Raw genomic sequence first — 23,550 nt, forward strand, 5'->3', positions numbered from 1 at the left:
ATGACGGCAACGCGCCGCCCGTCGCGGTTGTTCAGGACACGATTCAGGAGCGTGGTCTTCCCTGCACCGAGAAAGCCGGAAAGGACGGTCACGGGCAGCTTTGGCTCTGTCTGGGTCATCTGGGCCTCACCTAATTACGTTATATTGTAACGTTTATGCATAGCATCAGGATGAGGCAACCCTTCCCGGCGCACCGAACCATCGCGCAGGCGAAATCACGCGGAGCGTGGATCAAAAAACGCCGCCGCGACCGATCTTTTGCGGCTACGGCGACGACTGGGACGTATCACACACAAATGAGTGTTGAGGCTACGAGGCGTGGACCGACCGGAGCCCCGCTAGCGACCCGCATGGTTCCGGCCATTGCGTCAGATGGACTGAACAATCCGCAGAACCGCCATCCGGGCCATCCTGGTCCTCTTCCTCGAGAATGGCGCTTTTCATGTCCGAAAGGTCCGTGCTGTGCATCCGGCTCGAAACGCTGTTGAGATAAAGGAAGCGAAAGAACATGATGCCTCCTCACGCTCTGGGTTGCGTATCGGGCTGGATGTCGAGAGTTCTCAACACCCCGTCGAAATGCACCATCTCATCCTTCACGCCCAGCTTGCGGCGTTTGAGCTTCTGGAGCGCCACGCTGCATGGTGCCGGACGCTGGCGTTCGGAGGCGATCCGATCCTCAAGCTCACGGTGCCGCTTCTGCAGGGTCGCGAGCCTCGCCTCGATCGAGAACGGCTTGAGCCGGGCAGACGATGTCATCTCATGTCTCCTTATATGCGTGATGGACAGGGCGCGGCTCTGTGCCGCCCTAGAGATCTGGGGACGCAACGATCCGCCAAAAGACAGCCGCCGCAGATTGTTCGATAGGCTTTACCTATTGAATGGACGCAGCGTTGGGCGATTGGGCCGCAATCGGCGCCACGACTTGAAGGCTTGATCGGAAAAACCGATATTCATGCAAGCATTCAGCAGGATCTGTTCATGCGCGGCGACATCACCCTGAAGCAGCTCATCTACTTCGTCGCGCTCGCCGACACGAAGCATTACCGCCGAGCCGCCGAACGTGTCGGCATCAGCCAGCCCTCGCTCAGCCAGCAGATCCTCGGGCTCGAAGGCGCGCTCGGTCTCGAACTCGTGGAGCGCGGGCAGCGGGGGGCCGTCCTGACACCGAGCGGGCGGACGGTGCTCGCGCAGGCACGGAAAGTCCTGGCCGAGGTCGAGGTTCTGCGCGGCTCGGCGGTCGATGTGCGCGACGGGATCGCGGGCACGATCCGGATGGGCTCGACCCCCACGATCGGCCCGTATTTCCTCCCGCGTGTGATGCGCCGCCTGCATCGGGATCATCCGGGCTTGAAGGTCATCGTGCGCGACGCGCCGCCCGCTGTCCTCCATGAGGAGCTGATCGCAGGACGTCACGATCTGATCCTGACGCAACTTCCGGTCCGGTCGGCCGACATACAGATCCGTCGGCTGTTCCGGGAGCCCCTGAAACTTGCCGTCGCGCAGGATCACCCGCTGGCGGAACGGGAGAGCCTCACCGATGCCGATCTCGCCGGGCGGGACATCTTGGCGCTCGCTGAAACTTACCCGCTCCACGATCAGATCGCCGCCCTGTGCGACGAGCTTGGCGCCGAGTTGCGGCAGGATTACGAGGGCTCCAGCCTGGATGCGCTGCGGCAGATGACGGCGCTCGATATGGGGCTGAGCTTTCTTCCTGCCCTCTACGTTCATTCCGAAGTTGCGGTCGAGGACGGCGACGTCTCGATCCTGCCCTTTCGGCGGGATCGCGTCGTTCGATCGGTGGGTCTCGCGTGGAGACGCCGGTCAGCACACGGCGCGCTCATCGACGCGATCTCGGAGGTCGCGCGCCGCGTCGCACGCGAGCATTACGCGTCCGTCGTGAAGGTGGAGTAGCGGCGGCCGACAGTGATCGCGCTGCCAGCCGCGCGGCCTTCTCAGTTCGACATCAGCTCGAGCGCGTCGCCTTCCAGGATCTCGCCCGTCCCGGCGCTTTCGCCGTCTTTCATCCATTCGAGGGACGTGCCGTCGATCTCTGCCTGGTAGCAGCCGAAGTCGGTGCCGGGATAGCACACGCCCTCGTCGGTGATCTCGTACTCGCCGGATGTCGAGGTATCGTAATAGGTGCCGTCTTCAGCAAAATAGCTGGAATAGCCGCCGCCGCCCATGTCGCCTTGGAACGTGTTGCCGACAAGCGCCTCTTGCAGCTCGTCCTGGGTTGCGGCGAAAGCGGGTGCTGCCAAGGCGGCGATGAATGCGGCGGTCGAAGCGCGTAAAAGTGTCATGGATCATCCTTCATTCTCTGTGATGACCGACAAGCTAGCCTAGCGGCGGATATGTCGAGTCGTCTGGCGAGCTCGATAAGGGCGAGGCTATCTGCGCCGCCCCAGCAACCAGATGAAGAACAGCCCGCCGATCAGGCCCGTAATGACCCCGATAGGAATGTCCTCGGGTGCCATCGCCGTGCGTGCGACGACATCCGCCCAGAGAAGAAAAATCGCGCCGACCACGGCCGAGGCGGGCAGAACGCGCCGATAATCGCCGCCGACCAGCATCCGAACGATATGCGGGACCATCAGCCCGACGAAGCCGATGATCCCCGAGAACGCGACCATGACCCCTGTGATAAGCGCACCAACCGCGAAGACGAGAAGACGAAACCGCGCGACCGGAATACCGAGGGTCGAGGCTGTCTCGTCGCCCACCGTCATCGCGTTGAGCGCGCCCGCGCGTGAGAGAAGCCAGCCGCCGGATGCCAGAAGGATCACCAGAGGATAGATCAGTTGGTCCCATCGCGCGAGGCCGAGCCCTCCGAGCATCCAGAAGACCACCGTATGCGAGGCGCGCGGATCACCGAGGAAGATCAGAAGGTTCGCCGCGGCCATCACGATGAAGGACACCGCGACACCGGCCAGCACCAGCCGGTCAGCACTCGTCGCATCGGCAATCCGGGAGACGCCAAGGACGAGTCCCGTCGCCATGAGGGCACCGAAAAACGCAAAGAGCGGCACGGTCAGAAGACCTAGGAACAAGCCTGTGTGCAAAAGCGCGAGGATCGCGCCGAAGGCACCGCCTGACGAGATCCCCAGAAGATGCGGATCGGCGAGCGGGTTGCGGGTCACCGCTTGCAAGCTCGCCCCCACAAGGCCGAGCCCGGCCCCGACCATCATCGCCAGAAGCGCGCGCGGAAAGCGGATGTCCCAGACGATGGCTTCGCGCCCTTGCGACCAGGTCGCCTCGATCATGCCTGGCATGAGCTTGTTGAGAAGGACACCCCAGACCGTTCCCGCGGACACCGAAACGGCGCCCACAGAAACAGCCATCGACAACGAGGCCAAGAGGACCACGATCCCACCAGCCGCGAGGACCGGCAGCGCCTTGAGGGTCCGTCGTTTCGGGACCGGTGTCGTGCTCTCGACCGTCACGTCACTCGCCCCGGAACGCCTCGGCGAGCGTTTTGACCGCCTTGATGTTGCGCGGTCCCGGCGTTGCTTCAACGTATTCGAGCGTGACGAAGCGATCAGCCTTCACCGCGTCGAGATCCGCGAAGGCCGGGTTCGAGCGCATGAAATCTCGCTTCTGCTCCGCAGTGACCTCGCCGTAATTGACGATCACGATTACTTCGGGGTTGCGCTCAACGACTTCTTCCCAGGTCACGGTGGCCCAGCTCTTTTCGAAATCGTCCATGATATTGCGGCCGCCTGCCGCTTCGATGAGCGCGGTCGGCATCCCGTAGCGGCCCGCGGTAAAGGGTGTGTCCTCGCCGCTGTCGTAGACGAAGACGCGCGGCGCCTCCCCCTCTCCAAGCCCTTCGCTGAACTGGGCCAGTTCCGCCCGATACCCTTCGACCAGCTCCGTCGCCCGCTCTTCGACCTGGAAGATCCGGCCAAGGTTCATGAGGTCATTATACATGTCCTCGATGCTGGCCTTTTCCGTTTTCATGATATGCGCGCAGGATTCGGATAATTCGTAGACCTTGATCCCGAAAGGCTCGAGCGTGTCGGGCGTCACTTCGCCGCCGACCTTCATGCCGTAATTCCAACCCGCGAAGAAGAAATCCGCGTCCGCGCCAACCAGTACCTCTTTGGAGGGGTATTTCGCGGAGAGTTCCGGCAGTTCCTCGACGCCCGCGCGCATGTCCTCGTCGAGCGTCTTCCAGCCGGAAATGCCGGTATAGCCGACCATGCGATCAGCCAGACCGAGCACGAGCATCATTTCGGTCAGGTTCACGTCGTTCGCGACCGCCCGCTGAGGCGGCGCGTCGAAGGTGACCGTGCGGTCGCAGCTTTTCACGGTGGTTTCAGCACTCGCCATGCCAGCGCCGAGCATCAGGGCGCCGGCCACGAAAGTGAGGGACTTCATCATATCGGTCATTCTTCTTGCAGGTGAAAAGTAAGGTGGTCCGTTGCGCTCAGGCTCAAATGATCGCGGCGCGCGTCGACGTCGAATGCGCGAGAGACAGATGCTTCGCAGAGCACTGTGTGAGGCGGGCCGAACCCGAGGGTGCGGCCCGATTTGAGGAGCAACACGTCATCGCAGACGCCCGCAGCCATGTTGAGATCGTGCAGCGACGTGACGATAGTGAGCGGCAGGTCGCGGATCAGCCGAAGCACTTCGAGCTGATGGCGGATATCGAGATGATTCGTCGGCTCGTCGAGGATCAGAAGGCCCGGCTCCTGTGCCAGCGCACGAGCCACCATGACCCGCTGACGCTCTCCGCCCGACAAGGTGCCGAGATGACGGTCGGCAAATCCGCGCAGCGCGAGGCGGTCGAGCGCGCCGTCGACGATCTCTGCATCGCGCGCACCGCCAAAACCGCCGAGGCCGGAGCGGTGCGGCGTGCGTCCCAGAGCCACGATTTCGCGCACCGTGAGAGCGAAGTCCGTCGGCTGTTCCTGAAGCACTGCCGCGACCTTCCGCGCCACGTTCCGCGCGGACATGCGCCAAATGTCCTCGCCATCGAGCCAGACACGTCCGCTCGTCGGTCGATAATAGCGATAGAGCAGGCGCAGGAGCGTCGTTTTACCGGCGCCGTTCGGGCCGACGATGCCCAGGACCCGCCCTGGATTCAGCGCCAAGGTCGTCTCCATCAGGATCGGACTCGTGCCTTTCTTCAGCGTCCAGGACACGCCTTCGAGTTCGAGGCCCGCGGCCGCTTGAGCAGTCAAGGCGTCACCCTTCGGGCACGCGCTCCGCCGCGCCGCGTCGCCTGCGGCAGCCGCAACGTCAGCGGGGCCGGTGACGCCGCCACAGCGCGCGCGACGAGATCGCAAAACACTGCAAGCGCAGGCGAGTATCCGGCCGCCGGCAGGGACAGCACCAACGCCCGCTCGGCCTCTTGTGCGAAGCTGCGGTCGCCGGGCAAGGCGCCCAGCCATTGCAGGAAACCGAGATGTCCCATCTCGTCCGCACGATCAGGCGGCATGGGTCCTATATCGAGTTGTGAAATCGTGTATTCGAGAAACATCGCGCCCTCCGCGCAAAGCGGCAGGGCAATCGGGATACCGGCGATGTAATCGTCCCTGTCAGGTCCATCTCTGGCACTCCGTCCCGAGACGCCCCGCCCGGGTTGAAGGTGGCTGCGAAACGCTGATGCGCTCCGGAGATGGCAGGTCTCCTGACTCGCGGGTCATTGCTTGTTCGAACCTTCCCGGGCCCGTGGTGGCCCAGTGGCGACATCGAACGCGCTCTCCGCTCACAGTTGCGGGGGCAGTCACGGATTTGGCGAGTGGTGCCGCACCGTGTTCCCTTTCTCATCCCTTGGCCCGAAGGCCGTCGAGAACCATCGACGGCCACGTGCTCACACTCCCTCGTTCGGGTCAAGACGCGGCGGGATCACCCGGGACCAAAGCGCAGCCTCAAGTCATGGGAGCGGTCGGCTCTGCGCCCTGCCCGGCTATCAGGCCGCCACGCCCTCCGGCACCTTCGCGCCGGTCATGTAGGCCACAGCGTCGGACATCGAATGTTCCTTGGGATCGATCACGCAGAGCCTCTTGCCAAGACGATGGACATGAATCCGGTCGGCCAGTTCGAAGACATGCGGCATGTTGTGCGAGATCAGGATGATCGGAATGCCCCGGCTTCGCACGTCGAGGATCAGCTCGAGCACCTTGCGGCTTTCCTTCACGCCAAGCGCCGCAGTGGGCTCGTCGAGGATGATGACCTTCGAGCCGAAGGCGGCGGCGCGGGCCACGGCCACGCCCTGCCGCTGACCGCCGGACAGCGTCTCGACCGCCTGGTTGATGTTCTGGATCGTCATCAGGCCAAGGTCGTTCAGCTTCTCGCGGGCGATCTGCTCCATCTTCGGCTTGTCGAGCTGTCGCAGCCATTTGCCGCGAAAGCCGGGCCTGCGGATCTCCCGGCCCATGAACATGTTGTCCGCGATCGACAGCGCGGGCGACATGGCAAGGGTCTGGTAGACGGTTTCGATCCCGTGCGCGCGCGCTTCGATGGGGGAATGGAAGAGCACCTTCTTGCCATCGAGCCAGATCTCGCCGGAATCGGGCACCACGGCACCCGAGACGGCCTTCACCAGCGTCGACTTTCCGGCCCCGTTGTCTCCGATCACGGCAAGGATTTCGCCAGGATAAAGGTCGAAGTCGCAATGATCGATGGCAACGACCTTGCCGAAGCGCTTCACGAGGTTGCGGGCCTTGAGCATGGGTTCGGTCATGTCGTCACCTTTCGGGCCGAGGGCAGCATTGATGCGTGCAAGAGCGTGGTTGGGCGCTTGCTCATGTCGTCACCTTCCGGATCCACTGGTCGACAGCGACCGCGCCGATGATGAGTGCCCCAATGAGAAGGTAAGTCCATTGCGCGTTGGCTCCGGCCATCCGCAGGCCAAGCTCGAAGACGCCCACGATCAGCGCGCCGAAGAAGGCCCCGTAGATCGAGCCGCGCCCGCCAAAGAGCGATATCCCCCCGATCACCACCGCCGTGATGGACTGGATGTTGCCGATCGTGCCCGTCGATGCCGAGGGCGAGACCGAGCCGAAACGGCCGATCATCACCCAGCCCGCGATACCGCAGATGAAACCTGCGAGCATGTAGACGCTCATCAAGGTCTTGTGCCGGTCGACACCCGCGAGCGAGGCCGCGTCGGGATCGTCGCCCACCGCGTAGACGTGGCGGCCCCAGGCAGTCGAGCGCAGGCAATAGGCCAGGATCACAACGAGGAGGATCATCGTGACAACGCCGAGCGTGAACCGCGCGCCGCCCCACTCGAATGTCGTGCCCATGAGCTGCAGGATCGGAGCCTCTTCGCGCAGATCCTGGCTACGGATCGTCTCGTTCTGCGAATACAGATAGTTCGCCGCCAGCACGATCTGCCACATGCCGAGCGTGACGATGAACGGCGGCAGCTTCACGCGGCTGACGAGCCAACCCGAGATCGCGCCGATGCCCGTGCCGATGGCAAGCCCGAGCGCGATGGAGATCGCGGGCGGAATCCCGTAGCGGAACGTGAACTGGCCCATGATGACCGAGCTCAGGACCGCTATCGCGCCGACCGAGAGATCGATGCCCGCGGTCAGGATGATCAGCGACTGCGCCGCGGCCAGAACACCGACGATCTGCACCTGCTGCAGGATCAGCGTCAGGGTGCTCGGCGAAAAGAACCGCTCACCGAGGACGAGGCCGAAAATCACGATTGCGGTGACGAGCACGATCAGCGGGACGAGCGCCGGCGTGACATGCAGCGCGTGCTGGATCTTGCCGACAACGCCCTTGCTGTCGTCGTCGAACTTGGCGACGTCCTGCGAGGCGTCCTTCAGCGAGCTTTCGTATTCCGATCCGGCCATGTGCTCTTCCTCCCTCGGAGGGCGCATCGGGCAGGATACGCCGTTGCGTGCGCGGGGGCCCGGGCGACACGCGCCCCCGTCATGGTCTCATACCTCATGTCGGCATGGGGTGGGCCGGGGCCCGGACGCATCCGGGCCACCGGCGATACCTGGTCAGCCCCAGCAGAGCTCCAGGCCTTCCTCGACCGAGATCGAATCGACACCCTCGACCGGCTCGGAGGCGACAAGCGCGACGCCCGTGTCGTAGAAGTCCTTGCCTTCGGTGTTCTCGGGCAGCGTGCCGTCTTCGGCATATTGCGCGATGGCCTCGATGCCGAGGGACGCCATCTGCAGCGGGTATTGCTGCGAGGTGGCCGCGATGACGCCATCGGCGACGTTCTGCACGCCGGGGCAGCCGCCATCGACGGAGAGGATCATCACGTCATTCTCGCGGCCCACGGCGGAAAGTGCCTCATAGGCACCGGCTGCGGCCGGCTCGTTGATCGTGTAGACGACGTTGATCTCGGGATCGATCGCCAGGCAGTTCTCCATGGCGGTACGGCCGCCCTCTTCGTTGCCGGCGGTGACTTCGTTGCAGATGATCCGCTCGTCTTCCTCGTCGCCCCACATGTTCTCGTCCATCGTGTCGATGCCGAAGCCCGACAGGAAGCCCTGGTCCCGCAGCACGCCGACGGAGGGCTGGCTGATGGCGAGGTCGAGCATGGCGATCTTGGCATCCGCCGCGGCATCACCGAGCGAGGCCGCAGCATACTGGCCAATCAGCTCACCCGCGAGGAAGTTGTCCGTCGCGAAGGTGGCGTCAGCCGCATCGGCGGGCTGAAGCGGCGTGTCGAGCGCGATGACCAAGAGGCCCGCATCCCGCGCTTGCTGCACCGGGTCGACGATCGCGGCGGTGTCGGAGGCGGTGATCAGGATACCGCTCGCGCCGTTGGCGATGCAGGTCTCGATCGCCGCGACCTGGCTTTCATGGTCGCCGTCGATCTGACCGGCATAGGAGTTCAGCTCGATGCCGAGCTCCTCGGCCTTCGCCTCCGCGCCTTCGCGCATCTTGACGAAGAACGGATTGGTCTCGGTCTTGGTGATAAGACAGGCAGAGACGGTGTCCTGCGCGAAGGATGCGCCCGTGGACGCGATCAGGGCCAGAGCCGACCCGGTCAGTAGCTTCTTCATGGTGTCCTCCCGTGGGGCGACCTCCCTGCCGCCCTTTCACACCTCATGGATAGGTCGATTCCCGCGCGCCGGTCAATAAATAAATCCACTTGATTTATTAAGTCGCATTGGCGAGGGTCGGTCCTGAAAGGATCCGGCCGATGACAAAGGCGACTATTCGCGGGCTGAGCAGCGGTGCCAACCAGCAAGGCGTGCGCGACTATAACGAACGTCTCATCCTGACGACGATCCAGCGCGGCGGCGCCATGCCCGGCAGCTCGCTTGCCAAGGCGACCGGGCTGTCGCCCCAGACCATCTCGGTGATCCTGCGCGCGCTCGAGGCGGAGGGGCTGGTGGAGCGCGGCGATCCGCAGCGCGGCCATATCGGCAAGCCGCGCGTGCCGATGCGGCTGCGCCCTGACGGCGCCTATTCCGTCGGGCTGAAGCTCGGGCGGCGCAATTCGGATATGGTTCTCACCGATCTGTCCGGTCGGATCCTCGGGCACAGAAATACCCGCTACGCCTTTCCGCAACCTGGCCCGGTCCTCGACTTTCTGGAGCGCGGGCTGGAGGAGTTGCTGACACCGCTCGGGGCCGATGCCGCGCGGGTCGCGGGGATCGGCGTCGCGCGCCCCTTCGAGATGTGGAAATGGCCCGACGCCATCGGCGCACAGCCCGCCGAGCTCAACGCCTGGGCCGATCTTGACGTCTCCGAGGAGATCGGGCGCTTCTCTGATCTGCCCGTCATCATCGAGAACGACGCCACCGCCGCCTGCCGGGCCGAGCATATCTACGGGCGCGGTAAGGAATTCCGCGACTACGCCTATTTCTACATCGGCTCCTTCATCGGGGGCGGTATCGTGCTCAACCATACCGTTTTCGAGGGAGCCTCGGGCAATGCCGGCGCGCTCGGCAATCTGCCGGCGCAATCGCCGGCGGGCCAGCGCGGTCAGCTCCTCGATTTCGCATCACTCTATCTTCTGGAAGATGCTCTCGTCTCGAAGGGTGAGCCGCGCGATCTTCTCTGGCGCGATCCGCAGGACTGGACGGACTTCGAGACCGAACTTGGCGACTGGACCCGCACTGCCGCGCATCACCTGGCGCGGGCAGCCCTGACCGTGACGGCCATCATCGATTTCGAGGCGGTGCTGATCGACGGGGCTTTCCCGGAGGCCGTCCGCGCTCGCCTGGTCGATACGGTGCACTCCGAGATGCAGGCGCTCGACGCGCGCGGGCTCATCCCTCCCCGGATCGAGGCAGGGTCAATAGGTGCTCTTGCCCGCGAAAAGGGCGCGGCGACAGCGCCGATCATCTCGCGCTACCTGATGGACACCCATCGCGGCCTCAACGTCGCCTGACCGGGTCTGCCAGCATCAAGCCGTGCCGGCTGCCTGCAGCTCTGCCTCGAGTTTCTGCTCTTCTGCCGCGCGAGGCTTGGAGAACCGCGCCAGCAAGAGATACGCCACCGGGGTCAGGTAAAGCGTCGAGATCGTTGCGAGCCCAAGCCCGCCAACGATGACCCATCCCAGCGCCTCGCGCGCCTCGGCGCCCGCCCCTGTCGACAGGATCAAGGGCACGCCCCCGAGAACGGTCGAGACCATCGTCATCATTACCGGCCGCAGCCGGATCGTTGCGGCGTTCAGGATCGCGCTGCCGACATCCTCGCCGCGATCCCGCAACTGGTTTGCGAACTCGACAATCAGAATCCCGTTCTTGGCCATGATCCCGACAAGCATCACCAGTCCGATCTGCGAATAGACGTTGAGGCTGAGCCCGGTGAACAGAAGCGCGAAGGCGGCGCAGGCCAGCCCGATCGGCACGGTGACCATGATGACGATGGCCGAAATGAAGCTCTCGAATTGCGCGGAGAGCACCAGCAGCACCACCACGATCGCAAAGCCGAAGGTGACCAACAGGCCGCTCGATGTCGCGTCAAGCTCCGCCGCCTCCGCCAGAGGCACAATGCGGTTCTGCTCGGCGAGAACGTCCTCGGCGATCTGTTCCACCTGCGCCAGCGCCGAGCCGAGCGCCAGTTCCGGCGTGAGGCCCGCCGAGATCTCGACCGAGCGGTTCTGACCCTCGCGGTCGAGCTCCGGCGCGACCGCGCGCTCTTCCAGACGCACGAAGCTTGCCATCGGCACCATCTGGCCATCGCCGGCCTGCACGAAAATATTCTCAAGATCGCCGGGATCATTGACGGGGTTGGCGGTCGAGATCATCTGAACGTCATAGCTGGTATCGTTCACGAACACCGATCCGACGGAGCGCCCGTCCAGGACCGCGCGCAAGGCATCGGCGAGCCCGGTGATATCGATGCCGAGATCGGACGCCCGTGCCCGGTCGATCTCGATGAAAAGTTGCGGCTGCGTGGTCTCGTATTCGAGCCGGACCTGCCCCATCGCCGGATCTTCCTGCATCCTTGCGACCAACTCTTCGGACACCTCCGCAAGCTGGGCATAATTATCGCCGGTCACGGCGAAGCTCAGGCCACGCCCCGCTCCACGAATACCGAGCGAATTGGGCTGGATCGCGAAGGCGCGCACGCCAATGACATCCCTGAGCTTGCCGTTGATCTCGCCCACGATCTCCTGCTGCGCGCGGTCCCTCTGGTCCCATTCGGCGAGCGAGAACACCATGAAACCGCGATTCTCGGAGCCGAAGCCAGTGATCGAGAAGACGTTGGTGATCTCGCCCGTCTCTCTCAGCGGCTGCACCAGCGCTTCGATCTCGCGCATTTTCGAGGTCGTGTAGTCGAGCGACACGCCTTGCGGTGCGGTGACGCTCAGGAGGGCGACGGCGCGATCCTCCGACGGCGTCAGCTCCTGCCGGATACCGCCCGCCACGAAAACCGCTGTCAGTGCGAACAGCGCCGCCACCAGAACGACAACGAAGGGCACGGCCAAAGCGGCGCGAAGCGTCGACGCGTAAATCGCCGAAAGTCGATTTCCGATCCAGATGATCGGCCCGCGCTCCGCGGTCTCTTGGGGTTTGCGGAGCAGCTTGCTGGCGAGCACCGGACACAAGGTCAGCGCCACGAGGGACGAGAGCATCACCGCCATCGCCAGCGTGAAACCGAATTCGCGGAAGAGACCGCCAGCCTGCCCCGGCAAGAACGACAGCGGCACGAAGACAGCGGCAAGCGTCGCGGTAGTGGTGACGACTGCGAAGAAAACCTGCCGCGTTCCAAGAACCGCCGCCGCGCGCGGGCCGATTCCTTCGGAGCGGCGACGAACGATGTTCTCGAGCACGACGATCGCGTCATCGACCACCATGCCGGTTGCCAGCACAAGCGCAAGAAGCGTGAGGATATTGACCGAAAAGCCGACAAGGTAGATCGCCGCAAGCGTGCCGATCAAGGCGACGGGAAGGGTCAGCGTGGGGATCAAGGTCGCGCGCAGATCCCGCAGGAACACGAAGATGACGACCACGACGATCGCGACCGCGAGACCGAGCGTCTTCAATACCTCCTCGATCGATCCGCGAATGAAGGTCGCATCGTCCGAAGTCACGAAGATCGAGACATCGTCCGGCAGCGTCGCGTCAAGATCGGCGACGACCGCGCGGACATCGGCGGAAATCTCGAGCGTGTTGCTGGTAGCCTGGCGAACGATGCCGATGCCAAGACCGGTCTGACCGTTGGCGCGCAGGACGGTCTCGTCCGGCTCCGGGCCGAGCGTCACCTGCGCGACGTCGCCGAGGATGACGTTCTCACTGATCTGCAGTGCCTCGAACGCGGCAGGCGTCGCGACGGTCGCGGTCGTCCGCACGTTGATCGTCTGGCGGTTCCCGCTCAGACCACCGGCGGGCGCATCATAGGCGATGTTGGACAGCGCTCCGCGAATATCGGCCAGGGTCAGCCCCCGGCTCGCAAGCTCGAACTGGTCGATATCGACACGGAAGATCGGCTCTCGGTCGCCGTAGATCTGCAGATCGGCCACGCCCGCGACCGAGATCAAGCGGTCTTCCACGCGCTCCCGCACGAGGCGCGTGAGATCCTGCGGCGAGCGCGCGGGAGAGGTCACCGCGATCCGCATGACCGGCTGGGCGTCGGAATCGGCTTTCACCACCTCGGGCGCGTCCACGCCTTCGGGCAGATCGTTGGCGATCCGGGCGATCACGTCGCGCGTATCGGTCGCCGCCACGTCGATATCGACATCATCCTCGAATTCGAGCGTGACGCGGCTGCGTCCGAAGCGGGAATTGGACGAGATGCTGCGAACGCCCGAAACGCGGCCCGCCGCACCCTCGATCCGTCCTGTCAGTTCCTGATCGACCGTCTCGGGCGAGGCGCCGGAAAACTCCGTGGTGATCGAGATCACCGGACGGTCGACGCTCGGCAACTCGCGGATCTCGACACCGAAGAGCCCGGCGATCCCGGCGATGACGATCAGCGCGCTCAGAACGAAAGCGAGGATCGGCCGCCGCACGAAAAGCGCGACGCCCGATGCGCCGGTTGCGGTTGAGGACGTGGGGTCAGACATGCGCGGTCACGACCGGGTTGAGGGAAGTTGCGCGGCCTGGGCCGCAGCCGCGTCGTCGATCATCTCGACCTCGGCACCGGGCCGTAAGGTCTGAACGCCCTCGATCACGATCCGCTCGCCGGGCTCGAGATCGGCATCGACGAGAATCGCGTCGCTGTCGCGCTGCCGGATCGTCGCGTCGACCCGCTCGGCCTTGCCATCGCGGACCGCCCAGACGAACGCGCCCTCGCTCGACCATTGCAGCGCAAGCGGATCGATGGACACGAGCGTTTCGCCGGGAAAGCTGAGCGCCACGGAGAATGCCATGCCCGCCCGCAGGCGATCGTCTGTATTTTCGACCCGCGCCTGCACGCGAAGCGTCCGGCTCGTGCGGTCCACTACCGTGTCGACAGCGCTGATCTCACCCTCGAGGACGGTATCCTCGAGCCCGAGCGGAGACACGTCCACGGTCATGCCGAGATCGACTCTGTTGACCACACGCTCGGGGATCCGGAAGTCGATCAGGATGACCGAACGGTCCGTGATCGTCACGATTGGTTCCTGCGAGCCGATACGCTCGCCAACCTCCACATCGACGATGCCGACAACACCGGATATCGGGGCGAGCACCTGCCGCCGCTCGAGATCGAATGCCGCCTCACGTTCGGCCAACTCGGCGGTGCGAAGCGTCAGCTGCGCCTCGCGGGATGCAACTTCGCTGATCGCCCCCGACCCGCGCAGCTGGCTGATCCGGGCCTCATCGACGCGGGCATCCTCGAGAATGAGCTTCGCGCGTTCGAGCGCGATCTGCTCGGCCTCGTCGTCGAGTTGCGCCACAAGATCGCCCGCTTCCACGGGCTGCCCCGCCGTGATGGGCAGATCGGTGATGAGACCGGTGGCCTCGGACCGAACCGTGACGGAGCGGATCGCGCGCCCGTCGCCGATCGCGGTCACGCGATCCTCGATCATGCGTTCCTCGACCTTCGCCGAAACGACGCGGGTGCTGCCGCCGAAGCCGCGACCACCGCCACCCGAAGAGGCAGAGGCCTCCTGCATCTCGACCCCGAGGAGATCCAGAACCCCCAATCGATCCAGCATGGGCTGCGCCGCCGGAACATAGGCGATCCAGAGGTAGAGCGCCGCGGCAAGCGCGGCGGCGGACAAAAGCAATTGGCGTATCAGTGACAACGTAGGTATATCCGCATTTGCGCCTTGAGGCTTCGCGCGCCAAGCGTGAGTATAAGGCATGTGGCGCGAGGTGCCATGCCAACACGCCGAAGTGATACGGGCGCGGAAAAGCTCAGCAAATAGGGGATGACTGCGAGGCGCAAGCGCAATCCGCCCTCGGCGCACCCTTTGCGCGTCGCGGTGATGCGCCATGCAGCACATGAGGGCCGCAGCCGCTTTGACATCCCCTCTGCCCGAGATAGCGTAGCAGCATGGCTCAGCTTCTCGTCGTCTATCATTCGAAAACCGGTGGCAGCCGCCAGATGGCCAAGGCCGCTGCGGACGCGGCGCGAGACGAAGTGGAAACCGTGATCAAGACGGCCGCGGAGACCGGACCGGACGATCTTCTGTCAAGCGACGGCTACATCTTCTGCGCGCCTGAGAATCTGGCTGCGATTGCCGGTGTCATGAAAGACTTCTTCGACCGCTGCTATTATCCCGTTCTGGGCAAGATCGAGGGTCGCCCCTACGCTCAGATGGTCTGCGCGGGATCGGACGGAGAAAACGCGGCGCGGCAGACAGCGCGCATCGCCCAGGGCTGGCGCCTGAAGGAGGCGCAATCCCCCATCATCGTCTGCACGCACGCGCAAACGCCCGAACAGATCCTGGCGGAGAAGCGCATCTCAGAAGATGATCTCGCTCAATGCCGCGACCTCGGCGCTGCATTGGGAGCGGGTCTTGCGATGGGCATGTTCTGACCCACGGGTGACCACTTGGTGGCGACCGGCGATCGGTCACTCCGGGTCCGGCAGGAGTAGCGAACGGATCACGCGGTGCATCCTTGCGACATGCATCGCCGCTTCGGCCTCAGAGCCGAGGCTTTCGGCAAGAAGCCCGAGCACGCCGAGCTTGTCAGCCCAGGCAACGATCAAGGGCGCGGTCTCGAACCGGGCCGATCCGGTCAACGGCAAGTCATCTGGCCAATGGGTCGCGTCGCGCAAGGCGTTTTCGGCAGCCTCGCAAGCCCGATCGCCCACCGAGCGCAAGGCACTCGTCAAAGGCTCGTACAGGTCAGGAGATATTCCCTGCAGAAACGCCAATGCGCCCGCGGCCCGCGCCCGAGCGATCAGATCCGGCGTTCCAATGGTCCGCGCGCGGCCTGCACGATCGCCTTCGCCTCGGCGGGAAGCTGGGCTGAAAACATCGCGGCATAAGGGGGCATTCCCGAAGTGCTTTGCGCTTCGATCCGGGTATTGGGGCCAATTTCGAGCGCAGCCTGCACGCCGTCCACCGCAGCGAAGGTCAGTTGGACAGGCTCATCGTGCAACGCCTCCAGCGCGGACCGCACGGCTTCGAGGCGCGCGTCGGACACCATCCATTCTGTCGACACGCTCAGGAATGCGATCTCTCCCGCCTCGATAAGACTGACGCGGGGTTGTCCGTCGGGATTTTTCTGGATGGAGGGCGCGACGGGCAGAAACGCGTAGCGCGCGCCCTCCTGGTCCAAAGGCCATATGACAAGATCGCCGAGGTCCTGGTAGCGGACTCGCATGATTTCGGCGAAAAATAGTGGATGGAAGGGGCCCAAAATGCCCGATGACTCATCTGCCACGGCCGTCACTCAATCAAATTTGTGCCGGAAATCCCGGCGATGAAAAATCTTTTCGAGCCGCAGAAGCGGCCTTGATAACAACACGGCAAACGCCGCATGATTTTAAAATTCAGTGGTTTGCGGTCATAAAAATGCGAAAAAGCAGACCGCACAGTAACGATATTGCGAAAGGTTACGCCGAATCGCGCTTCAAATCAAGCTTCAGTCTTTCAAGATGACCGTGTTGGTCCGACCGAACGCGTCGGTTCTTGCGGAAAGTCTCTTAGATCGTAACGGCTTCCGATGCGCTTCCAGATATGCCGGAAGCGCCCGCGGGAAGGAACGGCAGCGATAAGGCCGCCCCTTTGCACCGGCCTCGTCAGTTCAGTTTTGTAGATCCTCGTAGAAGGCGGTGTAGCGGCGGTGCTGGGAGATATCGCGGCTTTGCTCGTAGGCGCCTCGTTTCCGCGACAGCGGATCGACGATCGCGGCGTCGCGTGACGCGGCGAGGTTGGGGTCGGGGCGGTCGAATTCCGGTCTGACGGTCATGGGTCGCTCCTGTTTTGCTGCCGATCTAACAGACAGCGTCACCGCCCGGTTCCGCTGTTCGATGCGCGGCATCCTGTCGCCTGCCACGCTTACCTCTCCCGAGTTCGCCACAAAGCGCCTATATGAATTTCAGAAAATACTGAAATCCGTGGAGCGCTTTGTATGAGAACAGAAAACGAGTTCATTTTGCACTTCGGCGAGATGGGGTCCCGCTGGGGCATCAATCGCACCGTCGGGCAGATCTACGCGCTTTTGTTCCTCAGCGAAGCGCCGCTCTGCGCCGACGACATCTGCGAGCGGCTGGGATTCTCCCGCTCCAACGTCTCGATGGGCCTCAAGGAATTGCAGGCCTGGCGCCTGGTGCGCCGCCGCGATGTTCCGGACGACCGGCGCGAGCATTTCTCGACGCCCGACGATCTCATGACGATCGTGCGCACGCTCATCGAGGAGCGCAAGCGCCGCGAGATAGATCCAACCCTGTCCAAATTGCGCGAACTGGAGATTGAAGGGCAGGACGCCTCGGACTACGCCTCCGCGCGCATTACCGAACTCCGCCAGCTCATCGAGGAACTGACCAATCTCTACGAGGATCTCGCACGGATCGAGACCGAAAAGCTGCGGACGCTTCTGAAGGCGGGCAGCACGCTGTCGAAACTCGTGACCGCGACGGGCCGCGTCATCCCGCTGCGCGGCGGCAGCGACACGAAGGAGGCCAACTGACATGATGGACACGCTACTGCTCTCGCGCCTGCAATTTGCGGCGAACATTTCGTTTCACATCCTGTTCCCGACGATCACCATCGCGCTCGGCTGGGTGCTTTTGTTCTTCAAGGTCCGCTTCAACCAGACGGGCGAAGAACGCTGGATGGACGCCTACCGCTTCTGGGTGAAGGTCTTTGCGCTGTCCTTCGCGATGGGCGTCGTCTCGGGCATCACCATGTCCTTCCAGTTCGGCACCAACTGGCCGGGCTTCATGGAGAGCGTCGGCAACATCGCCGGGCCTCTTCTCGCTTACGAGATCCTGACGGCCTTCTTCCTCGAGGCCGTGTTCCTCGGCATCATGCTCTTCGGCTTCCGGCGCGTTCCCGGCTGGGTGCATACGCTCGCGACCTTCCTCGTCGCATTCGGCACGACCATGTCCGCCTTCTGGATCATCGTCCTCAACAGCTGGATGCACACACCTGCGGGCTTCGAGATGCGCGAGGGCGTGGCCCACGCGACCGACTGGCTGGCGATCATCTTCAACCCGTCGATGCCCTATCGCCTCGTGCACATGCTGCTGGCGTCGGGCCTGACCGTCGCCTTCCTGATCGCGGGGCTTTCGGCCTTCCGCTGGCTGCGCGGAGACCGTAGCGACGAGGTCCGCACGACCCTGCGCTTCGGCCTGATGGCGGGTGCGCTGCTCATTCCGCTGCAGATCCTCGCAGGCGACATGCACGGGCTCAACACGCTCGAACATCAGCCGGCGAAGGTCGCCGCGATGGAGGGCAACTGGGAGACCGGCCCGAACGTGCCGCTTCTTCTCTTTGCGGCGCCCGACGAAGCCGCGCGCGAAAACCGGCTCGAACTCGGCATTCCCTCGGGCGCGAGCCTCATCCTCAAGCACCACCCCGAAGGCGTGGTGCCGGGCCTCAACGACTTCGTCAGCGAGGAAGGAGAGGTGCTGCACCCGCCGGTCGCGCCCGTGTTCTACGGCTTCCGTGTGATGGTCGGCACCGGCATGGCGATGCTGCTTCTGAGCTGGGGCGCGCTTGCGCTCATGGCGCGGCGCAAGCCCGGTGCGAGCGGCGGCTGGCTCGCCACGCGCCGCGGCCTCGACGGGCTGCCGCGTCCGGTGATCTGGGCCGCGCTCGCCATGACCTTCTCGGGCTGGCTGGCAACGCTTGCGGGCTGGTACGTGACCGAGATCGGACGGCAGCCCTGGCTCGTGACCGGCGTCCTGCCGACCGAAGCCGCCGTGACCGATGTCGCACCCGCGATGGTGCTGAGCACCTTCATCGCCTATCTCGCGGTCTACGCGGTCCTGACAGCGGCGTATATCGGCGTGCTGTTCTATCTCGCGGGCAAGAAGGCCCGCGGGACACCCGCCCCTGAACTCGCTGCCGAGAACCGGCCCGGCCCTGATGGCGTCGGCGTCCTGCAGCCCGCGGAATAAGGAGAGCTTTCATGATGACCCTCTTCGGAGATCCTGCCATCTGGCTTCCTGCGACCTTCGCGGTGCTGATGGGTATCTCGATCCTGATTTACGTGATCCTCGACGGGTTCGATCTTGGCGTGGGCCTTCTGTCACCGCTTGCGACCGAGGCGGAGCGCGATCGCATGATCGCCTCGATCGGACCCTTCTGGGACGCCAACGAGACATGGCTCGTGCTGGCCATCGGCCTCCTTCTGGTGGCCTTCCCCTCGGCGCATGGCCTGATCCTCTCAACCCTCTACTTGCCGGTGGCGGTCATGCTGATCGGACTCATCCTGCGCGGGGTCGCGTTCGAATTTCGTGCCAAGGCCCCCGCCGGACAGAAGCGCAGCTGGGATCACGCCTTTTTCGCCGGCTCGCTGATGGCCTCGCTAAGCCAGGGCTACATGCTCGGGGCCTACCTCCTCGGCCTCGCGCCCGGCTTCGGCGCGATGGCCTTTGCCGCGTTGACGGCCATCTTCCTCACCGTGGCCTACAGCTTCATCGGTGCGACCTGGCTGATCTTCAAGACGGAGGATACGCTGCAACGTAAGGCCGTAAGCTGGGCGCGCGGCGGCATCTGGGGTGTTCTGGGCGGGCTCGGAGCGGTCTCCATCGCCTCCCCCCTCGCGTCCGAGCGGATCTTCGAGAAATGGTTCTCCTTTCCCGAGATCGTGCTTCTCGCGCCGATGCCGCTGGCCTTCGCGGCGCTCGCGGCGCTGCTGGTGATCGGGCTGCGCCACCTGCCGACGAAGAATGACAGCTGGGCCTGGTTTCCGTTCGCGGCGACGGTAGCCCTGTTCGGCCTCGCCTTCGTGGGGCTGGCCTACTCGTTCTACCCTTACGTCGTGCCCGACCAGCTCACGATCTACGCAGCGGCAGCCGCGCCCGAGAGCCTGATCATCATCCTGGTCGGCGCGCTCTTCGTGCTGCCGGTCATCAGCGGATACACGGCGCTCTCCTACACGGTGTTCCGCGGCAAGGCGACCGAACTCAGATATGACTGATCCCTAGGAAGGGGCGCAAATTGCGTCCCTTCTGACCCGTGCCCGCCTCAGAGGGCGAAGCCGTGATTGTCAAATTCGGCGCCGTCCTCCGGGCGGATCGTCTCGCCGTTGAGCGAAAGGATCCGATAGCCTGAGACCGCCTCGGCCCGGCTCGACAGCGCCGCGCCCCCTGCCCCTTCGATCCGGCCAGCCTCGCGGGCCGAGCGCCCGTCGAGATGCAGGATCGCCCCGCTTTCCTTGGAGGTCGCACGCGCTTCGGAGCCATGCGCGGCGATGGACGAGACATAGCCGCCAAGGGCCGCGCCTTCCGCGATCCGGTGCTCCTGCCCGTCCTCTACGAGCCACAAAACCGATGCAGGATCGCCCCGCGCTTCGTCCGCTACCTGCCCGCCGACATAGAGCCGCCCGGCATGATCCATCGCCAGGTGGCGGAGCGAGACGCCCTCGCTCCCCGGCCAGACATCCATCGGCTCGACACGGCCCGACGCGAAGTCGAAACTCAGCACCTGGCTGCGAAAATCATGCAGGTTGAGCGGCGTGCGCCCATAGGCCGGATGCGTCTCGAGCCCGCCGAGCGCGATGAAGAAAAGATCGCGTTCCGGATGCCGTGTGATCTCGTGGGGCCCCGGCCCCGGCAGGTCGATCTGCCCGATCCGGCGGGGCGTGCCCTCGCAACGATAGACGCCGAGCGCGCCTTGCAAAGTCTCAAGGTCGTTCTCGGTGACGATGAGGTGGCGACCATCGGTGGTGAAGGCCCCGTGCCCGAAGAAATGCCGCCCCTCGGGCGCATCGACCCGCCCGACGATTTCAAGCGTCGCCTCGTCGATCAGCGCAAACCGCGTGCCGGGGCGGCGCGGAAAGACCACGACGCGCGATCCGTGCGCCGCCATACCGTGCGCCCTGAAATCAAGGGGCACGCGGTCCAGCATGCGCCCGGTCTCGGAATAGAAGGCCGCCTTGCTGAGCTCAGTCGCGGCTTGCGTCTCGATGCCGATATAGGCCGCGCGATCCGCAGGTTGACCGAGCGCGCGGCCGCAGGCGACCACGCCGAGCCCCAGCGCTGCGTGACGCAGGAGCGTCCGGCGGCTGAAGGGCTCAATCGCCATCGGCGGCAGAGAACCCGGCTGTCAGCCCGAGGGACTCGGCAAGTCCGGCTTTGAGGTAGGCCTCCTGGAACACCAACAGCTCGCCGTAGCGGCGCAGCGTCGCGGCCATCTCGCCATCCGCCTCAGCGATCTCGACAAGGCTGCGCGTCTCACCTTGCAGCGTCTCGGCGACGCTCCGGGCAGTCTGGCCATGCATGTAATGATCCATGAGCCCTCCAGCCTCAGGGGTCATTTGAAAAAAGCCTCCCGGAACTTCGTAGAGGTCCGCGAGCCCCGAAAAACTCGCCCTGATGCTCTCGAGGCCAAGACCGATCGCGACCGCCTCGGTGCGTTCGGGGTAAGTCTCGCCCGGTTCGGCCCCGAGCCCGCGCGCGATCTTGTTCTTGCGGATCCGGTCGGTCGACACCACCAGGCCCGACAGGAATTCGCGGATGAGATCGTCGACGCTGCCATAGGTGTCGTTTCCATCCGACGCGCTGTCGAAGGCATCGCGAAAGGGCGCGCCCGGCGTCCATTCATCGACGAAGCCCTGCGCCAGATCGTCCTGATAATCGGCAATGGCGCGCGCCAGATCGCAGTAATAGCTGCCGGGGGTGAGGTCGGACTGCACCAGATCCTCGAGCGCCGTCAGGTTCACCAGAGCGATCGACCGCCCTTCGAGCGCCCCCTCCTCCAGCATCGCCGGATCCTCGTCGTTCCGTGCCGCGAGCACCGCGCGGCGTGAGAACCCCTTGGGGTCGGGCCAGAGCTGCACGCGCATCGGACCTTCCGCTTCCGTGACCGGGCCGAGTTTCACCAGCCCCGCGCGCTGCCAGGCAAGAAAGAGATCCGCGTAGCCGTCACGCACCTCGTCAAGCGCGCCGTCGCCGCCGCAATAGGCCCCGAGCGCGGAAGTCAGCCGGGCCGCGGCCTCTTCCTGCGCACGGTATGCGGGCAAAATGAACTCCTCGGCCGTGACGGTGAGACCCTTCTGCAAGATCCGGGCCTCTTCAGGCGTGAACCGGCTCTGCGCGACGCCGAGCGTCGGAACAAGGCACAGGGTCAAGGTCAGAAGGCGCATCAAAGACTCCCGAGGAATTGCAGGATTTGCTCGCGTTCGTCGGCAGTGAAGGCTGCGAAGGCATCGCGGGACGCGCGTGCTTCTCCGTCATGCCAGAGGATCGCTTCTTCGAGCGAGCGAGCCCGGCCGTCATGAAGAAAGTAGGTATGCCCGCTCACCGTTTCCGTAAGGCCAATCCCCCAAAGCGGCGGCGTGCGCCATTCGGAGGCCGCGACATCGCCGGTCGGTGTCCGGTCGGACAGCCCTTCTCCCATGTCATGCAGAAGGAAATCGCTGTAGGGCCAGATGAGCTGGTTGCGCTGTTCGGGCGCGGCATCGCTGGCAGTGGCGTATTTCGGCACATGGCATGAGGTGCAGCCTGCCTCGTAGAACAGCGCCTTGCCCGCCAGGACATCCGGCGCACCGGGATCACGCCGGGCCGGAACGGCAAGGTTGGCAGAGTAGAACGTCACGAGGTCCAGAAGGTCGTCGGCGATTTCGGGCGCGCCGTCATCGTCGCCGTGAAACGCGTTCCGGCAATCGCCCTGCGCCTCGGTGCAGTCGCCATAGGCCGCCGCGATAAGCCGGGTCGAAAGGCCCATATCGTTCGAGAACGCGATCGCTGATTGCTCGAGGATCGAGCCCGCCGTCGCCTTCCAGCCGAAGCGGCCGAGGGTGCCATCCTCGAGGATGTGCGGGCGGCCCGAGATGCCGTCCCCATCCGTATCCTCCGCATCGACATAGGCGCGGATGTCCTCCGGCGGGATCGCTTCGATGAGGCCAAGCCCGATCATCGGCGGCGCGATGCGCGGCTTCAAGGCAACGCCGGGCGCAAGGTCGGCGCCGGTCTTGTAGGCGGGATGTCGCAGCTCGACGCGCGTGCCGTCGGGATATTCGAACGACACGGTCTCGTAGCTGACACGGACCTTGCCTTCGGCTGCCATGCCGGTCACCGCCTGATCCTGGAACTGGTGCCCGAGGACGGGGTCGGGCGCGCCCGACGGATCGCTCAATGCAAAGAGCATCGAAACCATGTTGCTGTCGCCCTCTTCGGGCGGATGGCCGCGACCGTCCTTGATGTGACAGCCTTGGCAGGAGCGTGCGTTGAAATACGGGCCAAGACCGTCCGAGCCTGTGGTCGAGGACGGCGCGGCGACCCAAGGGCGATCGAAGACGCCGTTGCCGACGAAGAAATCAGACCGTTGCTCGAAGCTCAGCGCGGCGGAGGGCAGCGAGAACGCGTTCGCGTCGAGGCGCTCGGTATTTGTGCCAGAGCCCCCCTGGTAAAGCTCGAACTGCTCGGCCTCGCTGAAATCCTGTGTCGGGGCGAGGATGCGTGCCTTGCGCTCCGCGGCGGTCTCGGCGCTCGCAAGTGTCGTGACACCGGCAAGGAACGTGGCGGCCCAGAGGCCCGTGATCGCGCCGCGTTGCATGACTGCTCCTTGAAAGGGACCGGGGGCCGCTTCCGAAAAGCGCCCCCCGCCATAGGTCTAGA

The 23,550-nt window shown here is 64.6% G+C and carries 25 protein-coding genes and 1 riboswitch; of the genes, 6 read left to right on the forward strand and 19 right to left on the reverse strand.

Annotation, left to right across the window (positions count from 1 at the left end):
- The 3 genes from BM171_RS19360 to BM171_RS14175 form a co-directional block, all read right to left on the reverse strand.
- On the reverse strand, positions 1-119 hold a 119-nt coding region (locus tag BM171_RS19360), incomplete at its 3' end, for a GTP-binding protein (protein ID WP_139218711.1).
- A 190-nt stretch (positions 120-309) separates the two neighbouring features.
- Positions 310-510 carry a hypothetical protein gene (locus BM171_RS14170; RefSeq protein ID WP_093013732.1) on the reverse strand — a complete coding sequence of 67 codons (201 nt, stop codon included), beginning with the start codon at positions 508-510 and terminating at the stop codon, positions 310-312.
- A gap of 9 nt (positions 511-519) precedes the next feature.
- On the reverse strand, positions 520-756 hold the full coding sequence (locus tag BM171_RS14175) for a YdcH family protein (protein ID WP_093013735.1): 237 nt from the start codon (positions 754-756) through the stop codon (positions 520-522).
- Positions 757-978: 222 nt separating this feature from the next.
- On the opposite strand from BM171_RS14175, the gene BM171_RS14180 reads away from it, so the two are divergent.
- Complete coding sequence (locus BM171_RS14180; RefSeq protein WP_093013993.1) at positions 979-1,911, forward strand: hydrogen peroxide-inducible genes activator; 933 nt, start codon at positions 979-981, stop codon at positions 1,909-1,911.
- Between the two features lie 41 nt (positions 1,912-1,952).
- Here the strand turns inward: BM171_RS14180 and BM171_RS14185 are convergent, their stop codons facing one another.
- The 8 genes from BM171_RS14185 to BM171_RS14220 form a co-directional block, all read right to left on the reverse strand.
- A complete protein-coding gene (locus BM171_RS14185) occupies positions 1,953-2,300 on the reverse strand; it encodes a hypothetical protein (protein ID WP_093013738.1) in 348 nt (115 codons plus the stop codon).
- Between the two features lie 87 nt (positions 2,301-2,387).
- The gene (locus BM171_RS14190) at positions 2,388-3,389 is read right to left on the reverse strand and encodes a FecCD family ABC transporter permease (protein ID WP_245760280.1); all 1,002 of its coding nucleotides are present in this window, start codon (positions 3,387-3,389) and stop codon (positions 2,388-2,390) included.
- A 52-nt stretch (positions 3,390-3,441) separates the two neighbouring features.
- The gene (locus BM171_RS14195; RefSeq protein ID WP_245760274.1) at positions 3,442-4,377 is read right to left on the reverse strand and encodes an ABC transporter substrate-binding protein; all 936 of its coding nucleotides are present in this window, start codon (positions 4,375-4,377) and stop codon (positions 3,442-3,444) included.
- Positions 4,378-4,385: 8 nt separating this feature from the next.
- Positions 4,386-5,183, reverse strand: a complete 798-nt coding sequence (locus BM171_RS14200; protein ID WP_425438949.1) for an ABC transporter ATP-binding protein — start codon at positions 5,181-5,183, stop codon at positions 4,386-4,388.
- The gene (locus BM171_RS14205) at positions 5,180-5,482 is read right to left on the reverse strand and encodes a hypothetical protein (protein WP_093013744.1); all 303 of its coding nucleotides are present in this window, start codon (positions 5,480-5,482) and stop codon (positions 5,180-5,182) included. Before BM171_RS14205 ends, BM171_RS14200 begins: the two co-directional genes overlap by 4 nt.
- Positions 5,483-5,605: 123 nt before the next feature.
- Positions 5,606-5,817, reverse strand: a riboswitch (cobalamin riboswitch).
- 97 nt (positions 5,818-5,914) lie between these two features.
- Entirely contained in the window at positions 5,915-6,688 is a 774-nt protein-coding gene (locus tag BM171_RS14210; RefSeq protein WP_093013747.1) for an ATP-binding cassette domain-containing protein, read from the reverse strand.
- Between the two features lie 61 nt (positions 6,689-6,749).
- Complete coding sequence (locus tag BM171_RS14215) at positions 6,750-7,814, reverse strand: ABC transporter permease (RefSeq protein ID WP_093013750.1); 1,065 nt, start codon at positions 7,812-7,814, stop codon at positions 6,750-6,752.
- Positions 7,815-7,967: 153 nt separating this feature from the next.
- A complete protein-coding gene (locus tag BM171_RS14220; protein WP_093013753.1) occupies positions 7,968-8,984 on the reverse strand; it encodes a sugar ABC transporter substrate-binding protein in 1,017 nt (338 codons plus the stop codon).
- A gap of 140 nt (positions 8,985-9,124) precedes the next feature.
- Here BM171_RS14220 and BM171_RS14225 point away from each other — a divergent pair, with 140 nt between their 5' ends.
- Positions 9,125-10,321: an ROK family transcriptional regulator gene (locus tag BM171_RS14225; RefSeq protein ID WP_093013756.1), complete on the forward strand. Its 1,197-nt coding sequence runs from the start codon at positions 9,125-9,127 to the stop codon at positions 10,319-10,321.
- A 15-nt stretch (positions 10,322-10,336) separates the two neighbouring features.
- Here the strand turns inward: BM171_RS14225 and BM171_RS14230 are convergent, their stop codons facing one another.
- Together BM171_RS14230 and BM171_RS14235 are read right to left on the reverse strand one after the other, a co-directional pair.
- A complete protein-coding gene (locus BM171_RS14230; RefSeq protein WP_093013759.1) occupies positions 10,337-13,444 on the reverse strand; it encodes an efflux RND transporter permease subunit in 3,108 nt (1,035 codons plus the stop codon).
- Between the two features lie 6 nt (positions 13,445-13,450).
- Complete coding sequence (locus tag BM171_RS14235; protein ID WP_093013762.1) at positions 13,451-14,611, reverse strand: efflux RND transporter periplasmic adaptor subunit; 1,161 nt, start codon at positions 14,609-14,611, stop codon at positions 13,451-13,453.
- A 251-nt stretch (positions 14,612-14,862) separates the two neighbouring features.
- Between BM171_RS14235 and BM171_RS14240 the strand changes: the two genes are divergently transcribed.
- Complete coding sequence (locus BM171_RS14240; RefSeq protein ID WP_093013765.1) at positions 14,863-15,348, forward strand: flavodoxin family protein; 486 nt, start codon at positions 14,863-14,865, stop codon at positions 15,346-15,348.
- A gap of 36 nt (positions 15,349-15,384) precedes the next feature.
- On the opposite strand, the gene BM171_RS18995 is transcribed toward BM171_RS14240, so the two are convergent.
- The 3 genes from BM171_RS18995 to BM171_RS19000 all read right to left on the reverse strand — a co-directional run bounded on the left by BM171_RS18995 (position 15,385) and on the right by BM171_RS19000 (position 16,730).
- Positions 15,385-15,555: a hypothetical protein gene (locus BM171_RS18995; RefSeq protein ID WP_175497564.1), complete on the reverse strand. Its 171-nt coding sequence runs from the start codon at positions 15,553-15,555 to the stop codon at positions 15,385-15,387.
- Between the two features lie 161 nt (positions 15,556-15,716).
- Positions 15,717-16,142 (reverse strand): hypothetical protein, encoded by a 426-nt coding sequence (locus BM171_RS14250; RefSeq protein ID WP_175497565.1) that lies wholly within the window; start codon positions 16,140-16,142, stop codon positions 15,717-15,719.
- A 423-nt stretch (positions 16,143-16,565) separates the two neighbouring features.
- A complete protein-coding gene (locus BM171_RS19000; protein WP_175497566.1) occupies positions 16,566-16,730 on the reverse strand; it encodes a hypothetical protein in 165 nt (54 codons plus the stop codon).
- Positions 16,731-16,892: 162 nt separating this feature from the next.
- Between BM171_RS19000 and BM171_RS14255 the strand changes: the two genes are divergently transcribed.
- The 3 genes from BM171_RS14255 to BM171_RS14265 are packed head-to-tail and all read left to right on the forward strand — an operon-like array spanning position 16,893 to position 19,910.
- Positions 16,893-17,450, forward strand: a complete 558-nt coding sequence (locus BM171_RS14255) for a GbsR/MarR family transcriptional regulator (RefSeq protein WP_093013774.1) — start codon at positions 16,893-16,895, stop codon at positions 17,448-17,450.
- 1 nt (position 17,451) lies between these two features.
- Positions 17,452-18,885, forward strand: a complete 1,434-nt coding sequence (locus BM171_RS14260) for a cytochrome ubiquinol oxidase subunit I (RefSeq protein WP_245760275.1) — start codon at positions 17,452-17,454, stop codon at positions 18,883-18,885.
- Between the two features lie 14 nt (positions 18,886-18,899).
- Positions 18,900-19,910 (forward strand): cytochrome d ubiquinol oxidase subunit II, encoded by a 1,011-nt coding sequence (locus BM171_RS14265; protein ID WP_093014005.1) that lies wholly within the window; start codon positions 18,900-18,902, stop codon positions 19,908-19,910.
- 47 nt (positions 19,911-19,957) lie between these two features.
- On the opposite strand, the gene BM171_RS14270 is transcribed toward BM171_RS14265, so the two are convergent.
- From BM171_RS14270 to BM171_RS14280, 3 genes are read right to left on the reverse strand one after another with little or no spacing between them, the layout of a single operon-like run.
- Complete coding sequence (locus BM171_RS14270; protein WP_093013777.1) at positions 19,958-21,016, reverse strand: DUF1513 domain-containing protein; 1,059 nt, start codon at positions 21,014-21,016, stop codon at positions 19,958-19,960.
- Positions 21,006-22,076 (reverse strand): imelysin family protein, encoded by a 1,071-nt coding sequence (locus BM171_RS14275; RefSeq protein WP_093013780.1) that lies wholly within the window; start codon positions 22,074-22,076, stop codon positions 21,006-21,008. Before BM171_RS14275 ends, BM171_RS14270 begins: the two co-directional genes overlap by 11 nt.
- Entirely contained in the window at positions 22,076-23,488 is a 1,413-nt protein-coding gene (locus tag BM171_RS14280; protein WP_093013783.1) for a di-heme oxidoreductase family protein, read from the reverse strand. The genes BM171_RS14275 and BM171_RS14280 overlap by 1 nt, the downstream gene beginning before the upstream one ends.
- Positions 23,489-23,550 lie beyond the last annotated feature (62 nt).

This window comes from Roseivivax halotolerans (genome assembly GCF_900115815.1).
Classification (GTDB): domain Bacteria; phylum Pseudomonadota; class Alphaproteobacteria; order Rhodobacterales; family Rhodobacteraceae; genus Roseivivax; species Roseivivax halotolerans.